Raw genomic sequence first — 14,766 nt, forward strand, 5'->3', positions numbered from 1 at the left:
CGAATTTAAGGAACCACTGATAATGGCTATCGAGATCAAAGCCCCTACTTTCCCGGAATCGGTTGCCGATGGCACCGTTGCCACCTGGCACAAGAAACCGGGCGAAGCCGTCAAGCGTGACGAGCTGATCGTCGACATCGAGACCGACAAGGTCGTCCTGGAAGTGCTGGCCACCGCCGATGGCGTGCTGGGCGACATCGTCAAGGGCGAAGGCGAGACCGTGCTGTCCGACGAAGTGCTGGGTTCGATCAATGAAGGCGCTGCACCAGCTGCTGCTCCGGCCGCCGCTGCCGCCGCACCTGCCCAGGCTGCCGCTCCGGCCGACGCTGGCGAAGACGACCCGATTGCTGCGCCTGCCGCACGCAAGCTGGCCGAAGAAAACGCCATCGACCTGGCCAGCGTCGCTGGCACCGGTAAAGGCGGTCGCATCACCAAGGAAGACGTCGTCGCTGCCGTCGCCAACAAGAAGGCCGCTCCGGCTGCCGCTGCTGCCAAGCCGGCCGCTGCTGCCGCTGCCCCGGTTGTCGCCACTGGCGACCGTACCGAGAAGCGTGTGCCGATGACCCGCGTGCGTGCCACCGTGGCCAAGCGTCTGGTCGAAGCACAGTCGAACATGGCGATGCTGACCACCTTCAACGAAGTCGACATGACCGAAGTCATGGCACTGCGTTCGAAGTACAAGGACCTGTTCGAGAAGTCCCACAACGGCGTGCGCCTGGGCTTCATGTCGTTCTTCGTCAAGGCTGCCACCGAAGCGCTGAAACGCTTCCCGGCTGTCAACGCCTCGATCGACGGCAGCGACATCGTCTACCACGGCTACGCCGACATCGGTGTTGCCGTGTCCAGCGACCGCGGCCTGGTGGTACCGGTACTGCGTAACGCCGAGCAGATGAGCCTGGCCGAAATCGAAGGCGGCATCGCCACCTTCGGCAAGAAGGCCCGTGACGGCAAACTGTCGATCGACGAGATGACCGGCGGTACCTTCACCATCACCAACGGTGGTACCTTCGGTTCGATGATGTCGACCCCGATCGTCAACCCGCCGCAGGCTGCAATCTTGGGCATGCACAACATCATCCAGCGTCCGATGGCCGTCAACGGCCAGGTCGTGATCCGTCCGATGATGTACCTGGCACTGTCCTACGATCACCGCCTGATCGATGGCAAAGAAGCCGTGACGTTCCTGGTGACCATCAAGAACCTGCTGGAAGACCCGGCTCGTCTGCTGCTGGACATCTGATAAACAGCTGCAGGCTGCAAGCGACAAGCTTCGAGCAGAAGCGTGTTCGCCTTGCCGCCTGCAGCTTGCCGCTTGACGCTAAAAGGAATCTTTTATGACCCAGAAATTCGACGTGGTAGTGATTGGTGCAGGTCCTGGCGGCTATGTAGCCGCGATCAAGGCTGCCCAGCTCGGCCTGAGCACTGCCTGTATCGAGAAGTACGTTGACGGCGAAGGCAAACTGGCCCTCGGCGGTACCTGCCTGAACGTGGGTTGCATTCCGTCCAAGGCGCTGCTGGACAGCTCCTGGAAGTACAAGGAAGCCAAAGAGAGCTTCAACGTGCACGGCATCTCCACTGGCGAAGTGAAGATGGACGTGGCTGCGATGGTTGGCCGCAAGGCTGGCATCGTCAAGAACCTGACCGGCGGCGTTGCCACCCTGTTCAAGGCCAACGGCGTCACTTCGATCCAGGGCCACGGCAAACTGCTGGCCGGCAAGAAAGTCGAAGTCACCAAGCCTGACGGCAGCACCGAAATCATCGAAGCCGAGAACGTGATCCTGGCCTCCGGTTCGCGTCCGATCGACATTCCGCCGGCTCCGGTCGACCAGAAAGTCATCGTCGACTCCACCGGCGCCCTGGAATTCCAGACCGTGCCAAAACGCCTGGGCGTGATCGGCGCCGGCGTCATCGGCCTGGAGCTGGGTTCGGTATGGTCGCGCCTGGGTGCCCAGGTGACCGTGCTCGAAGCCCTGGACACCTTCCTGATGGCAGCCGACACCGCTGTTGCCAAGGAAGGCCTGAAGACCCTGACCAAGCAAGGTCTGGACATCAAGCTGGGCGCTCGCGTGACCGGCTCGAAGGTCAACGGCGACGAAGTCGAAGTGACCTACACCGACGCCAACGGCGAGCAGAAGATCACCTTCGACAGGCTGATCGTTGCAGTCGGCCGTCGCCCTGTGACCACCGACCTGCTGGCTGCCGACAGCGGCGTGACCATCGACGAGCGCGGTTTCGTGTTCGTTGACGACTACTGCGCTACCAGCGTACCGGGCGTCTACGCCATCGGTGACGTGGTACGTGGCATGATGCTGGCGCACAAGGCCTCGGAAGAGGGCATCATGGTCGTCGAGCGCATCAAGGGCCACAAGGCCCAGATGAACTACGACCTGATCCCATCGGTTATCTACACCCACCCGGAAATGGCCTGGGTCGGTAAAACCGAGCAAGCCTTGAAGGCTGAAGGCGTTGAGGTTAACGTGGGCACCTTCCCGTTCGCGGCCAGCGGCCGTGCGATGGCGGCCAACGACACCGGTGGTTTCGTCAAGGTCATCGCCGATGCCAAGACCGACCGCGTTCTGGGTGTACACGTCATTGGCCCAAGCGCTGCCGAACTGGTGCAGCAGGGTGCAATCGCAATGGAATTCGGCTCCAGCGCCGAAGACCTGGGCATGATGGTCTTCTCCCATCCGACCTTGTCTGAAGCGCTGCACGAAGCCGCTCTGGCCGTGAATGGCGGTGCCATCCACGTAGCCAACCGCAAGAAGCGTTAAACAATAAGAAACCACGGCGGACGGCCCGTCGTGAGTCTTGCGTGCATGGCTCACCGCGGAAAGTCCGCCGGACTCGAACTCCCGGAGCATACCGGGGGCAAGCGGTCACAGGTGGCGCGGCACTCCACAGGAGCGCAGCGCCGAAGCGCAGTACCTAACGAAGACGGTAAAAAGCATGAATCTTCACGAGTATCAGGGTAAGCAGCTGTTCGCTGAATACGGCCTGCCAGTTTCCAAGGGTTTCGCAGTCGACACCCCTGAAGCTGCAGCAGAAGCCTGCGACAAGATCGGTGGCACCGAGTGGGTTGTAAAAGCCCAGGTTCACGCCGGTGGTCGCGGTAAAGCGGGCGGCGTAAAGCTGGTTCGCAGCAAAGAAGACGCCAAGGCGTTCGCTGCCCAGTGGTTGGGCAAGCGTCTGGTTACCTACCAGACCGATGCCAATGGTCAGCCAGTCACCAAGATCCTGGTTGAATCGTGCACTGATATCGCTAAAGAGCTGTACCTGGGCGCTGTCGTTGACCGTTCGAGCCGTCGTATCGTGTTCATGGCCTCCACCGAAGGTGGCGTGGACATCGAGAAAGTCGCTCACGACACTCCGGAAAAAATCATCAAGGCCACTATCGATCCACTGGTTGGCGCTCAGCCATTCCAGGGTCGCGAGCTGGCATTCCAGCTGGGTCTGGAAGGCAAGCAGGTTGCTCAGTTCGCCAAGATCTTCGTCGGTCTGGCCAAGCTGTTCAAAGAGCACGACCTGGCACTGCTGGAAGTGAACCCGCTGGTGATCAAGGCCGACGGCGATCTGCACTGCCTCGATGCCAAGATCAACATCGACGCCAACGCCATGTACCGTCAGCCCAAGCTGAAAACCTTCCACGACCCGTCGCAGGACGATCCTCGTGAAGCCCACGCTGCCAGCTTCGAGCTGAACTACGTGGCCCTGGAAGGCAACATCGGCTGCATGGTAAACGGTGCCGGCCTGGCCATGGGTACCATGGACATCGTCAACCTGCACGGCGGCAAGCCAGCCAACTTCCTCGACGTAGGTGGTGGCGCTACCAAAGAGCGCGTGACCGAAGCGTTCAAGATCATCCTGTCCGACAGCAATGTCGCGGCCGTACTGGTCAACATCTTCGGCGGCATCGTTCGTTGCGACATGATTGCCGAAGGCATCATCGGTGCAGTGAAAGAAGTTGGCGTTAAAGTGCCGGTTGTTGTTCGTCTGGAAGGCAACAACGCTGAACTGGGCGCCAAAGTACTGGCAGAAAGCGGTTTGAACATCATTGCGGCAACCAGCCTGACCGACGCTGCTCAACAAGTTGTCAAAGCTGCGGAGGGCAAGTAATGAGCGTCCTGATCAATAAAGACACCAAAGTCATCTGCCAGGGCTTCACCGGCTCGCAGGGTACCTTCCACTCCGAGCAAGCCATCGCCTACGGCACCAAGATGGTTGGCGGCGTGACCCCAGGCAAAGGCGGCACCACTCACCTGGGCCTGCCGGTGTTCAACACCGTGAAAGAAGCAGTAGCTGCTACCGGCGCCGACGCGTCGGTCATCTACGTACCGGCTCCTTTCTGCAAGGACTCGATCCTGGAAGCAGCGTTCGGCGGCATCAAGCTGATCGTGTGCATCACCGAAGGCATTCCTACCCTGGACATGCTCGATGCCAAGGTCAAGTGCGACGAGCTGGGTGTTACCCTGATCGGCCCTAACTGCCCAGGCGTCATCACCCCGGGCGAGTGCAAGATCGGCATCATGCCAGGTCACATCCACTTGCCAGGCAAGGTCGGTATCGTGTCGCGTTCCGGCACCCTGACCTATGAAGCCGTGAAGCAGACCACTGACGCCGGTTTCGGTCAGTCCACCTGCGTCGGTATCGGTGGCGACCCGATCCCGGGTTCGAACTTCATCGACATCCTGAAGCTGTTCCAGGAAGACCCGAAGACCGAGGCGATCGTGATGATCGGCGAGATCGGCGGTTCGGCTGAAGAAGAAGCGGCTGCCTACATCAAGGCAAACGTCACCAAGCCAGTGGTTTCCTACATCGCCGGTGTGACTGCCCCAGCGGGCAAGCGCATGGGCCATGCTGGCGCCATCATTTCGGGCGGCAAGGGTACTGCAGACGAGAAGTTCGCAGCCCTGCAGGACGCCGGTGTAAAAACCGTGCGTTCGCTGGCCGACATCGGCAAGGCCCTGGCCGAGCTGACCGGTTGGGAAGTGAAGAAGTAAGCTGCGGCTGACCTTCCACGCTTCGGCAAAGGCCACCCTCGGGTGGCCTTTGTGCTTTCTGGTGTACGCTGCCCCCTGTAGGAGCCGGCCTTGCCGGCGAAGCAGACAGCGCGTTCTTGCATAAAAGTCGGTCATCCACGCGACATGCATATTCGCTCATCGGACAAGCACCCCTCTGGCAGTGCGTTTTGCGGCCAGATTCGTTAACCTGTGCCCTCATTTTGTGCCAGCACCCCAAAAGGGAGCTACACGCTAAACGGGTCTGCTCCATCCGGGCAGGCAGCATTTCCCTCACCCAAGGGGAAGTCCCTCTCTAAATCCCGATTTCAGAAGTGTGGTATTTCCTTAATGAAAGTCTTGAAAGGCCAGGACATCCTGGCGCTTGGTTTTATGACGTTCGCGTTATTCGTGGGCGCAGGCAACATCATTTTCCCGCCTATCGTCGGCCTGCAATCGGGCCCCTACGTCTGGTTGGCCGCCCTGGGCTTTCTGGTCACTGCCGTGGGCCTGCCCGTGATCACCGTGGTGGCACTGGCCAAGGTCGGTGGCGGCATGGACGCGCTGAGCAGCCCGATCGGCAAGGTGGCCGGTGGCCTGCTGGCGGCTGCCGCGTACCTGGCCGTAGGCCCGCTGTTCGCCACCCCGCGTACCGCGACCGTGTCCTTCGAGGTAGGTGTGGCACCGCTGACCGGCGAGAGCCCGACCGCGTTGTTCATCTATAGCCTGGTGTACTTTGCCGTGGTGCTGGCCGTGTCCATGTACCCGGGCAAGCTGCTCGATACTGTCGGGCGCTTCCTGGCCCCGCTGAAGATCATCGCGCTGGCCGCGCTGGGCATCGCCGCGTTCATGCTGCCGGCCGGGACCATGGGGGTGGCGCAACCTGAATATGTCGCCGCGCCGTTCTCCCAGGGCTTCATCAATGGCTACCTGACCATGGATACCCTGGGCGCGCTGGTGTTCGGTATCGTCATCGTCAACGCGATCCGCTCGCGTGGCGTCGACTCGCCGCAACTGATCACCCGCTATGCCATCATCGCCGGCCTGATTGCCGGTGTCGGCCTGGCGCTGGTGTACATCAGCCTGTTCCGCCTGGGTGCGGGCAGCCACGAGATCGCCGCCGGTGCGAGCAATGGCGCGGCGGTGCTGCATGCCTATGTACAGCACACTTTCGGTTCGCTGGGCAGTGGCTTCCTGGCTGTACTGATCGCGCTGGCCTGCCTGGTCACCGCCGTGGGCCTGACCTGCGCCTGCGCCGAGTACTTCAGCCAGGTACTGCCGTTGTCGTACCGTATGCTGGTGGTGCTGCTGGCCGGCTTCTCGCTGGTGGTGTCGAACCTGGGCCTGACCAAGCTGATCGCGTTCTCGATCCCGGTGCTGACGGCAATCTACCCGCCCTGCATCGTGCTGGTGGCGCTGAGTTTCTGCGGCAACCTGTGGAACTCCCAGACCCGCATCATGGCCCCGGTCATGGCGGTGTCGCTGCTGTTCGGCGTGATCGACGCGCTCAAGGGCGCCAACCTCGCTGGCTGGCTGCCGGAGTCGCTGGCGCACCTGCCGCTGAGCGAGCAGGGCCTGGCCTGGCTGGTGCCTTCGGTGGCGATGCTGGCTGTTGCCGTGGTGCTTGACCGCATGCTCGGCAAGCCGCGCGAAGCGGTCGCCTGAGTGTCGGCCGCGGCAGGCGAGGGCCACAAGCCATGATCGCCTGCCGGGCCAGCCTCTGAAGAGCCCCGCATCCATTCGGATGCGGGGCTTTTTCGTCTCGGGGCCACGTGTCTTTTTGCCGCTGGCAGCGTCGAAAGGCGGACAATGCACCATCCTGTGCCATTTCTTCGGGAGCGCCATGAGCTTCATCCAGAACAACCTGATCAACCTGTTTGCCGCCTGCTGGTTCGTTGCCTGCTGGGGCGGCTACACCCGCTACGCCAGCTGGAAGGCCCGTGATACCGCCTGCCTGGCCAGCGTCATGCACCTGTACCGCGAGGACTGGATGCGCCGCATGCTGCTGCGCGACAACCGCATCGCCGACGCCAGCGTGATCGGCAACCTGGAGCGCAACGCATCGTTCTTCGCCTCCAGCACCCTGATCATCCTGGCCGGTATCCTCACCGTGCTGGGCGCCTCGGACCGCGCCTGGTCGCTGCTGGCCGACCTGCCGCTGGTACAGCAGACATCCCAGGGCATGTCCGAAATCAAACTGTTATGCCTGGCGATGGTTTTCGTGTACGCCTTCTTCACCTTCAGCTGGTGCATGCGCCAGTACAACTTCGCCGCCGTGCTGGTGGGCTCGGCACCGATGATCGGCGAGCGTCAGGTCAGCGAGCAGGAGCGCAAGGCCTTCGCTCTGCGCGGGGCGCGGGTTATCTCGCTGGCGGCCAACCAGTTCAACTTCGGGCTGCGCTCGTACTATTTCGGCATGGCCTTGCTCAGCTGGTTCATCAGCCCCTGGCTGCTGGTGCTGATGAGCACCGGGGTAGTACTGGTGCTGTACCGCCGCGAGTTTCATTCCGACGTGCTCGACGTGATGGTCTATACCCCTACAGAGGCGCCATTGCCTGAGCCGAACAAGGAACCGGTCGCATGAGTATTCCGTTCTGGTGTGTGTTGATCAGCGCACTGCTGATCTATGTGGCGCGGGTGCCGGTGGCGCGTGCGATGAAGCAACAGGGCAGCTACGACAACCACCTGCCGCGCAGCCAGCAGGCGCAACTGACCGGCATGGGCGCCCGGGCGGTGGCGGCGCACCAGAACAGTTTCGAAGCATTCATGTTGTTCGCCGTAGGTGTATTGATGGCGCACACCACCCAGACCCAGGGTTTTCTGATCGATACCCTGGCGATCATCTTCGTGATCGCGCGGAGCATCTACCTGCCGCTGTATTGGTATGACTTTGCGTGGCAGCGCAGCCTGGTCTGGTCGATCGGGCTGATCTGTTCATTGTTGCTGATGCTCAGCCCGACCTTTCGCCAACTTCTGGCCTGACATGAAAAAACCCGACCTGAGTCGGGTTTTTTCATTAAAGCGCAGTTGCTTACTTGGCAGGTTCTGCCGGGGCGGCTTCTGGTGCTGGCGTCACAGGAGCGGCCTGGTTGTTTTCTTCTGCACGCTTTTGTTCGGCTTCAGCACTGTCTTTGGCGGCTTCGGCGTTTTCTTTGGCGGCGTCGTTCATCTTATCCTGAGCGTCGTCCATTTTCTTCTGGGCTTGCTCGGCATGTTCTTGAGCGTCCTGGGCTTTGTTTTCGCTGGCTTTATCGCAAGCAGCGAGGCCCAGGGCGGCGGCCAGCATAACGGCAAAGGCAATGGGTTTACGCATGGGGTGTTTCTCCTTGTGGAATAGAGTTGCTTGAATTATCTGAGTTCAAGTAAGCGACATAAGTTCCGCGTCGTTTGCACATATATAAGTGCCGGATCCATATAGACTTTCCCTCAGGCTTATGCAGCACCTGAGTTATTGCACAAGGAGCTGACCGTGAATGAACCGTCACCGTTGATGGCCCAGGCCGAACGTTTTCTTTCGGCGCTGCGCCATTGCCAGTTGTTGAAGATGCGCGTAGAGCGCGCCGATGCCGACGGCATCACGCTGTGCCTGCCGTACTCGCCGCAGATCGTGGGCAACCCGCAGAGCGGCGAGATCCATGGCGGTGCAATCACCACGCTGATGGACACTGCGCTGGGCATGGCCACCCTGTGCGCCCTGGCCGAGTTCGAGGTGTGCCCGACCCTGGACTTGCGCATCGACTACATGCACCCGGGGCAGGCCGACAAGGCGGTGTATGGGCAGGCGCAGTGCTACCGGGTCACCCGCGACGTGATCTTCATCCGCGGCTGCGCCTACCAGGACGACCCCGACCAGCCGATTGCCCAGGTGGTGGGCACCTACATGCGTCTGGGCAAGGACATCAAGGGCGGCCTGGGCTTTGGCCGGCAGCTCAAGGCGGTGGCGCAATGATTCCCGCGGACGTGCATGCACAGCTGCGCCAGGCGCATGCCCAGGGCAACTACGCGCCATTGCTGCAACTGATCCCCTACGCCAGCCTGATCGGCATCCAGTGCAGCCGTGACGGCGACGACCTGCTGTTCTGCCTGCCGGCCAGTGCCGACAATATCGGCAACCCGTTGCTGCCGGCGATCCATGGGGGGGTGATCGCCGGGTTCATGGAACTGTCGGCGGCGCTGTACCTGCTGATTTTCAGCGAAAGCGCGAGCATTCCCAGGATCATCGACTTTTCCATCGATTACCTGCGCGCCGGCCTGTACCGCGATACCTATGCGCGGTGCCAGCTGTGGCGCCAGGGGCGGCGGGTGACCAACGTCGCGATCACCGCCTGGCAGGGCGACCCGGACCAGCCCATCGCCACGGCCCGTGCGCATTTCAAGATCAAAGAACTGCCCGTGCCCTTGAAATAGATATGCCAGCCCCCATCTGCTGTTCATCCCGCCACGAAAGGCCGGACGCTGCCCCGCGGGGGCCGTCGGCCCGAGTGACTACTGCCATCAGATCGGAGTGTTGAAGACCATGAGTGTGGAAACTCAAAAAGAAACCCTGGGCTTCCAGACCGAGGTGAAGCAGCTGCTGCACCTCATGATCCATTCGCTGTACTCGAACAAGGAAATCTTCCTTCGCGAATTGATTTCCAACGCCTCCGACGCCGTCGACAAACTGCGCTTCGAAGCCCTGGCCAAGCCCGAGCTGCTCGAGGGCGGCAGCGACCTGAAGATTCGCGTGAGCTTCGACAAGGCGGCCAACACCGTCACCCTGGAAGACAACGGCATCGGCATGAACCGCGATGACGTGATCACCCACCTGGGCACCATCGCCAAGTCCGGCACTGCCGACTTCATGAAGAACCTCACCGGTGACCAGAAGAAAGACTCGCACCTGATCGGCCAGTTCGGTGTGGGCTTCTACTCGGCGTTCATCGTCGCCGACCAGGTCGATGTCTACAGCCGCCGCGCCGGTACTCCGGCGAGCGAGGGCGTGCACTGGTCGTCCAAGGGCGAGGGCGAGTTCGAAGTCGCCACCGTGGACAAGGCCGAGCGCGGTACGCGCATCGTGCTGCACCTGAAAAAAGGTGAAGACGAATTCGCCGATGGCTGGCGCCTGCGCAACATCATCAAGAAGTACTCCGACCATATCGCCCTGCCGATCGAACTGCCCAAGGAAGCGACTGCCGCCGAAGGCGAAGAGCAGCCGGCCGTGGAGTGGGAAACCGTCAACCGTGCCAGCGCGCTGTGGACCCGTCCGCGTACCGAGATCAAGGACGAGGAATACCAGGAGTTCTACAAGCACATCGGCCACGATTTCGAAAACCCGCTGGCCTGGAGCCACAACAAGGTCGAAGGCAAGCTGGAGTACACCTCGCTGCTGTACGTGCCGGCCCGTGCGCCGTTCGACCTGTACCAGCGTGAAGCGCCACGCGGCCTGAAGCTGTACGTGCAGCGCGTGTTCGTGATGGACCAGGCCGAATCGTTCCTGCCCTTGTACCTGCGCTTCATCAAGGGTGTGGTCGACTCCAACGACCTGTCGCTGAACGTGTCGCGCGAGATTCTGCAGAAAGACCCGATCATCGATTCGATGAAGTCGGCGCTGACCAAGCGCGTGCTGGACATGCTCGAGAAGCTGGCCAAGAACGAGCCCGAGCAGTACAAGGGCTTCTGGAAGAACTTTGGCCAGGTGCTCAAGGAAGGCCCGGCGGAAGACTTCGCCAACAAGGAGAAGATCGCCGGCCTGCTGCGCTTTGCCTCCACCCATGACGACAGCGGCGAGCAGAGCGTGTCCCTGGCCGACTACCTGGCACGTGCCAAGGAAGGTCAGGACAAGATCTATTTCCTCACCGGCGAGTCCTACGCGCAGGTACGCAACAGCCCGCACCTGGAAGTCTTCCGCAAGAAAGGCATCGAAGTGCTGCTGCTGACCGACCGCATCGACGAGTGGCTGATGAGCTACCTGAGCGAGTTCGACGGCAAGGGCTTCGTCGACGTGGCCCGTGGCGACCTGGACCTGGGCAAGCTGGACTCCGAGGAGGACAAGAAGGCTCAGGAAGAAGTGGCCAAGGACAAGGAAGGCCTGGTCGAGCGTCTGAAAGCTGCGCTGGGCGATACCGTCAGTGAAGTGCGCGTGTCGCACCGCCTGACCGATTCGCCGGCGATCCTGGCCATCGGTGAACAGGACATGGGCCTGCAGATGCGCCAGATCCTCGAAGCCAGCGGGCAGAAGGTGCCGGACTCCAAGCCGATCTTCGAATTCAACCCGGGTCACCCGCTGATCGAGAAGCTGGACAACGAGCAGAGCGAAGACCGTTTCGCCGACTTCTCGCATATCCTCTTCGATCAGGCCGCCCTGGCGGCGGGCGACAGCCTCAAGGATCCGGCGGCGTATGTGCGTCGACTGAACAAGCTGCTGGTCGAACTGTCGGCGTAAGCAGTTGCAGGAAAGCCCGCTTCGGCGGGCTTTTTTCATTGTGCAAGGAGGGGTTCATGAGCAACGTGACGATCGAGTCGCTGGTGTACAAGCTTGACGGCAAGGTGTACGAAAGCCGCCTGGTGTATACCCACGGCGCCAAGGAACAGCCGGGCCTGGTGATGGCGCCGAACTGGATGGGCATCGGCGAGGGCGCCGAGCGCATTGCCAGGGAGGTGGCGGCCCAGGGCTATGTGGTGCTGCTGGCTGACCTGTATGGGCAGACGCTGCGCCCATCCAACATGGATGAAGCGGGGGCGGCGATGATGCCGCTGAAAAATGATCGGGTCGAGCTGCGCAAACGCATGAAGGCGGCGCTGGATCAGTTGCTGGGGCAATCGAAGGCAGTGCTTGCGCCGGGCAAGCTGGCCACCTTCGGCTTCTGCTTCGGCGGTTGCTGCGCACTGGAGCTGGCCCGTGAAGACCAGCGTCTGCGCGCTGCGGTGTCGTTCCACGGTACGCTGGACACGCCGCTGCCGGCCCAGGAGGGCAAGGTGTCGGCAGCGTTGCTGGTGTTGCACGGTGCAGCCGACCCGCTCGTGCCGCGCGAGCAACTGCCTGCCTTCGAGGCCGAGATGGATGCGGCCAAGGCTGACTGGCAGCTGGTGAGCTACGGAGGCGCGGTGCATTCGTTCACCGACCCCGCAGCGAACGTGCCAGGCAAGATGAAGTACGACGCCAGGACGTCCAAGCGCGCGTTCCAGGCGATGCACACCCTGCTGCGGGAAGTGTTCCAGGCCTGATGGCCTCTTCGCTGGCAAGCCCGCTCCTGCCTCTGTAGGAGCCGGCCTTGCCGGCGAATCTCAAGGCAACTCGATTCGCCCGATCTCGCCCGGTACCACCGGCCAATCCCCGGCCGCCCAGCGTGCCCGTGCCTGCTCGATCAGCGCCGGGTCACTGGCGACGAAGTTCCAGTTCATCCGCCGCGGCCCGTCCAGTGCGTCGCCGCCAATGATCACCAGGTGGCATTCGCTGTCGGCGTACAGGCTCATCGCTTCGCCTTCGGGCAGCACCACCAGGCTGCACGGCTCCAGTGGCTGATCATCAAGGCTCGCCTCACCGTCGAGTACATAAACCGCCCGTTCAGCGTGTTCGGCGGGAATCAGCAGCGTGCTCGCCGCTTGCATGCGCACCTCGGCATACAGGGTCGCTGACAACACCGGCACTGGCGAGGTCAGGCAAAACCCCGTGCCCGCGATCATGCGGATACTCACCCCCAGCGCATCGCTGCTCGGCAAGCTGGCCGCCGGGTGATGGCTGTAGTGCCCCGGCCCCTGTTCGTGATCCTTTGGCGAGGCCAGCCACACCTGCAGCCCGTGCAGGCGCTTGGGCTGACCCAGCAGCTCCGGCGGGGTGCGCTCGATATGCGCCACGGCGCTGCCGGCGGTCATCCAGCTCACCTCGCCGGCACTCACGCGCTGATCCGAGCCCAGGCTGTCCTTGTGCTGCAACTGGCCTTCGAACAGGTAGGTGAGGGTGGACAGGCCGATGTGCGGGTGCTGGCGAATGTCCATGCCACGCCCGGGCGGGTAGTCGGTCGCCAGCATGTGATCGAAGAACACGAACGGCCCGACGCTGCGCCGCCGTGCCGAAGGCAGCGGGCGCAGGATGGGTTGGCCTTCGACGGATTCGGCGCGCGGGCGGATTACCAGGGGAGGGTTCATCAGGGGCACCAGGGCGATGGAAATAATTGGAAGCATAACCTGCCCGGTGCCCGGGCTGAACCGTTGCGCCCGGCGGCAGGTCTACCCTGGGTCAATTGCACAAGGGGATTGCGATGTGGGCCAGGACGCTGGGGTGCCTGTTGCTGTCGGTGACGCTGTCGGGCATGGCCCAGGCGCGGGAGTACCGCTACAGCGACGCGCACCTGCATTATGTCGATTTCTTTCAGGAAAGCGCCGGCATGGACGAGTTGCTCAAGGCCATGGATGCGGCGCGTATCGATCAGTCGATGATCTCGGGTGTGGCGGTGGCCAAGAAATGGCATGAAGACGAGCCCAAGCGCCCGCGCTACTACGCCGGCGATGATGCCGCAGCCTACTGGTACAGCGCCACCGACATCTATGTGGCAGCGGCGCTGCAACAGTTGCCCGAGCAGCAGCGCCAGCGCTTTCACCCGTTTCTGACCGGCTTCAACCCGGTGGACAAGAACGCGGCCACCCATATCGAGCGCATGCTCGAGCTGTTTCCCGGCCTGTGGCAGGGCATCGGCGAAGTCTTCACCCGCCACGACGACCTGACGGCGTTGACCAGCGGCGACACGCCACGGGCCAACAACGAAGCGCTGGGCCTCATCTATCAGCTGGCGGCCAGGCACGACATGCCGGTGCTGATCCACTCCAACATCACCTCCAAGCGCGAACGCAACCCACTGTACCTGGAAGAGATCGAGCAGCCCCTGCGCGAGCACCCCGATACCCGTTTCATCTGGGCCCACGCCGGCACCAGCATGGAGATTCACCGCCACCAGACCCAGCTGGACTTTCTGCTGCCGACCCTGACGCGCATGCTCGAGCGTTATTCGAACCTGTACATCGACCTGTCGTGGAGCGTGCTCGAACCCTACCTGCTGGACGACAAGGGCGTGCCACGGCCCGAATGGGTTGCGCTGGTGGAGCGCTTCCCCGAACGTTTCATGCTCGGTTCCGATGTGGTCGGCCGCTTCGCCAGCCTGGGCGAGCAACTGCACGGGTTCGACCGGTTCCTGGATGCCTTGCCCGAGGCCGTGGCGCACAAGGTGGCCAAGGACAACTTTCTCGCGGTACTGCCCAGGTCACGCTGATGTCATCAGCCTGTCATGCAAGCCCCATAGCCTGCCGCCATCAACCTGATGGAGAGCAGTATGTCGAAGAGTCGTTTGGGCGCCCTGGCCGCGCTGATGCTGGTGAGTGCGGTGGCCGGTGCAGAGGTGCGGGTGCAGGGGCCGGTGGAGTACGGCGTGTTCCAGACCCGCCACCAGGACTTCCAGCCCGGTGAACGGGTATTGACCCAGACCAACCAGACCCTGGAGCACACCGACCGGGTGCCGGCCCGTCTTGGCAGCAAGTTCGGCCTGCGCTATCGCCTTGAAGGCAAGGTGGCCGAAGATACGCCCCTGACGCTGCTGTACCTGACCCCCGGGGTGATCACCCCCGACGGTCAGCGCCACGACAAGTTCGAGGTGGTGCAGAAACTGGTGCCGGGGGCCGCGCAGGATGTCATGGCCTATGAATTTACCGAGCACCACGAAGTGGTACCGGGCCAGTGGCACTTCATGGTGTTCCAGGGGGACCGCCTGCTGGCCGAGCAGCGCTTCATCGTGCAATGAGGCAT

Annotated in this window: 15 protein-coding genes; 13 read left to right on the forward strand and 2 right to left on the reverse strand. The window is 62.3% G+C overall.

The features are described 5' to 3' along the window. Positions 1-22 precede the first annotated feature (22 nt). The 7 genes from odhB to N0B28_RS08860 all read left to right on the forward strand — a co-directional run bounded on the left by odhB (position 23) and on the right by N0B28_RS08860 (position 7,976). Complete coding sequence (gene odhB / locus N0B28_RS08830) at positions 23-1,240, forward strand: 2-oxoglutarate dehydrogenase complex dihydrolipoyllysine-residue succinyltransferase (RefSeq protein WP_054915668.1); 1,218 nt, start codon at positions 23-25, stop codon at positions 1,238-1,240. A 94-nt stretch (positions 1,241-1,334) separates the two neighbouring features. Continuing rightward, positions 1,335-2,771, forward strand: coding sequence for a dihydrolipoyl dehydrogenase (gene lpdA / locus N0B28_RS08835; RefSeq protein WP_043863135.1), 1,437 nt, complete (start codon positions 1,335-1,337; stop codon positions 2,769-2,771). 175 nt (positions 2,772-2,946) lie between these two features. Continuing rightward, positions 2,947-4,113 carry an ADP-forming succinate--CoA ligase subunit beta gene (sucC, locus tag N0B28_RS08840; RefSeq protein ID WP_043863134.1) on the forward strand — a complete coding sequence of 389 codons (1,167 nt, stop codon included), beginning with the start codon at positions 2,947-2,949 and terminating at the stop codon, positions 4,111-4,113. Next, a complete protein-coding gene (sucD, locus tag N0B28_RS08845) occupies positions 4,113-4,997 on the forward strand; it encodes a succinate--CoA ligase subunit alpha (protein ID WP_038613108.1) in 885 nt (294 codons plus the stop codon). Before sucC ends, sucD begins: the two co-directional genes overlap by 1 nt. Before the next feature lie 348 nt (positions 4,998-5,345). Beyond that, positions 5,346-6,659, forward strand: a complete 1,314-nt coding sequence (gene brnQ, locus N0B28_RS08850; RefSeq protein ID WP_043863133.1) for a branched-chain amino acid transport system II carrier protein — start codon at positions 5,346-5,348, stop codon at positions 6,657-6,659. A 178-nt stretch (positions 6,660-6,837) separates the two neighbouring features. Further along, positions 6,838-7,578 (forward strand): DUF599 family protein, encoded by a 741-nt coding sequence (locus N0B28_RS08855; RefSeq protein WP_054915669.1) that lies wholly within the window; start codon positions 6,838-6,840, stop codon positions 7,576-7,578. Beyond that, entirely contained in the window at positions 7,575-7,976 is a 402-nt protein-coding gene (locus N0B28_RS08860) for an MAPEG family protein (protein WP_275731521.1), read from the forward strand. The genes N0B28_RS08855 and N0B28_RS08860 overlap by 4 nt, the downstream gene beginning before the upstream one ends. Before the next feature lie 49 nt (positions 7,977-8,025). Here the strand turns inward: N0B28_RS08860 and N0B28_RS08865 are convergent, their stop codons facing one another. Then, positions 8,026-8,307, reverse strand: coding sequence for a hypothetical protein (locus N0B28_RS08865; RefSeq protein ID WP_043863130.1), 282 nt, complete (start codon positions 8,305-8,307; stop codon positions 8,026-8,028). A gap of 177 nt (positions 8,308-8,484) precedes the next feature. Here N0B28_RS08865 and N0B28_RS08870 point away from each other — a divergent pair, with 177 nt between their 5' ends. The 4 genes from N0B28_RS08870 (at position 8,485) to N0B28_RS08885 (ending at position 12,197) form a co-directional block, all read left to right on the forward strand. Beyond that, entirely contained in the window at positions 8,485-8,943 is a 459-nt protein-coding gene (locus N0B28_RS08870; protein ID WP_275732041.1) for a PaaI family thioesterase, read from the forward strand. Further along, on the forward strand, positions 8,940-9,401 hold the full coding sequence (locus N0B28_RS08875; protein WP_043863128.1) for a PaaI family thioesterase: 462 nt from the start codon (positions 8,940-8,942) through the stop codon (positions 9,399-9,401). Before N0B28_RS08870 ends, N0B28_RS08875 begins: the two co-directional genes overlap by 4 nt. A gap of 109 nt (positions 9,402-9,510) precedes the next feature. Further along, the gene (gene htpG / locus N0B28_RS08880) at positions 9,511-11,415 is read left to right on the forward strand and encodes a molecular chaperone HtpG (protein WP_054915672.1); all 1,905 of its coding nucleotides are present in this window, start codon (positions 9,511-9,513) and stop codon (positions 11,413-11,415) included. 56 nt (positions 11,416-11,471) lie between these two features. Further along, a complete protein-coding gene (locus N0B28_RS08885; protein WP_043863126.1) occupies positions 11,472-12,197 on the forward strand; it encodes a dienelactone hydrolase family protein in 726 nt (241 codons plus the stop codon). Between the two features lie 60 nt (positions 12,198-12,257). Here the strand turns inward: N0B28_RS08885 and N0B28_RS08890 are convergent, their stop codons facing one another. After that, a complete protein-coding gene (locus N0B28_RS08890) occupies positions 12,258-13,118 on the reverse strand; it encodes a pirin family protein (protein WP_054915674.1) in 861 nt (286 codons plus the stop codon). A gap of 113 nt (positions 13,119-13,231) precedes the next feature. Here N0B28_RS08890 and N0B28_RS08895 point away from each other — a divergent pair, with 113 nt between their 5' ends. After that, on the forward strand, positions 13,232-14,236 hold the full coding sequence (locus N0B28_RS08895) for an amidohydrolase family protein (RefSeq protein ID WP_104572267.1): 1,005 nt from the start codon (positions 13,232-13,234) through the stop codon (positions 14,234-14,236). A 60-nt stretch (positions 14,237-14,296) separates the two neighbouring features. Beyond that, the gene (locus N0B28_RS08900) at positions 14,297-14,761 is read left to right on the forward strand and encodes a DUF3859 domain-containing protein (protein WP_253087366.1); all 465 of its coding nucleotides are present in this window, start codon (positions 14,297-14,299) and stop codon (positions 14,759-14,761) included. Positions 14,762-14,766 lie beyond the last annotated feature (5 nt).

Source organism: Pseudomonas sp. SD17-1 (genome assembly GCF_029201585.1).
Taxonomy (GTDB): Bacteria; Pseudomonadota; Gammaproteobacteria; order Pseudomonadales; family Pseudomonadaceae; genus Aquipseudomonas; species Aquipseudomonas palmensis.

Coding starts and splice junctions, on each gene's coding strand:
- N0B28_RS08885 (WP_043863126.1), top strand. CDS start 11,472: ATGAGCAACGTGACGATCGAGTCGCTGGTGTACAAGCTTGACGGCAAG.
- N0B28_RS08860 (WP_275731521.1), top strand. CDS start 7,575: ATGAGTATTCCGTTCTGGTGTGTGTTGATCAGCGCACTGCTGATCTAT.
- htpG (WP_054915672.1), top strand. CDS start 9,511: ATGAGTGTGGAAACTCAAAAAGAAACCCTGGGCTTCCAGACCGAGGTG.
- N0B28_RS08855 (WP_054915669.1), top strand. CDS start 6,838: ATGAGCTTCATCCAGAACAACCTGATCAACCTGTTTGCCGCCTGCTGG.
- sucD (WP_038613108.1), top strand. CDS start 4,113: ATGAGCGTCCTGATCAATAAAGACACCAAAGTCATCTGCCAGGGCTTC.
- N0B28_RS08865 (WP_043863130.1), bottom strand. CDS start 8,307: ATGCGTAAACCCATTGCCTTTGCCGTTATGCTGGCCGCCGCCCTGGGC.
- N0B28_RS08875 (WP_043863128.1), top strand. CDS start 8,940: ATGATTCCCGCGGACGTGCATGCACAGCTGCGCCAGGCGCATGCCCAG.
- N0B28_RS08895 (WP_104572267.1), top strand. CDS start 13,232: ATGTGGGCCAGGACGCTGGGGTGCCTGTTGCTGTCGGTGACGCTGTCG.
- brnQ (WP_043863133.1), top strand. CDS start 5,346: ATGAAAGTCTTGAAAGGCCAGGACATCCTGGCGCTTGGTTTTATGACG.
- N0B28_RS08900 (WP_253087366.1), top strand. CDS start 14,297: ATGTCGAAGAGTCGTTTGGGCGCCCTGGCCGCGCTGATGCTGGTGAGT.
- lpdA (WP_043863135.1), top strand. CDS start 1,335: ATGACCCAGAAATTCGACGTGGTAGTGATTGGTGCAGGTCCTGGCGGC.
- odhB (WP_054915668.1), top strand. CDS start 23: ATGGCTATCGAGATCAAAGCCCCTACTTTCCCGGAATCGGTTGCCGAT.
- N0B28_RS08890 (WP_054915674.1), bottom strand. CDS start 13,118: ATGAACCCTCCCCTGGTAATCCGCCCGCGCGCCGAATCCGTCGAAGGC.
- sucC (WP_043863134.1), top strand. CDS start 2,947: ATGAATCTTCACGAGTATCAGGGTAAGCAGCTGTTCGCTGAATACGGC.
- N0B28_RS08870 (WP_275732041.1), top strand. CDS start 8,485: ATGGCCCAGGCCGAACGTTTTCTTTCGGCGCTGCGCCATTGCCAGTTG.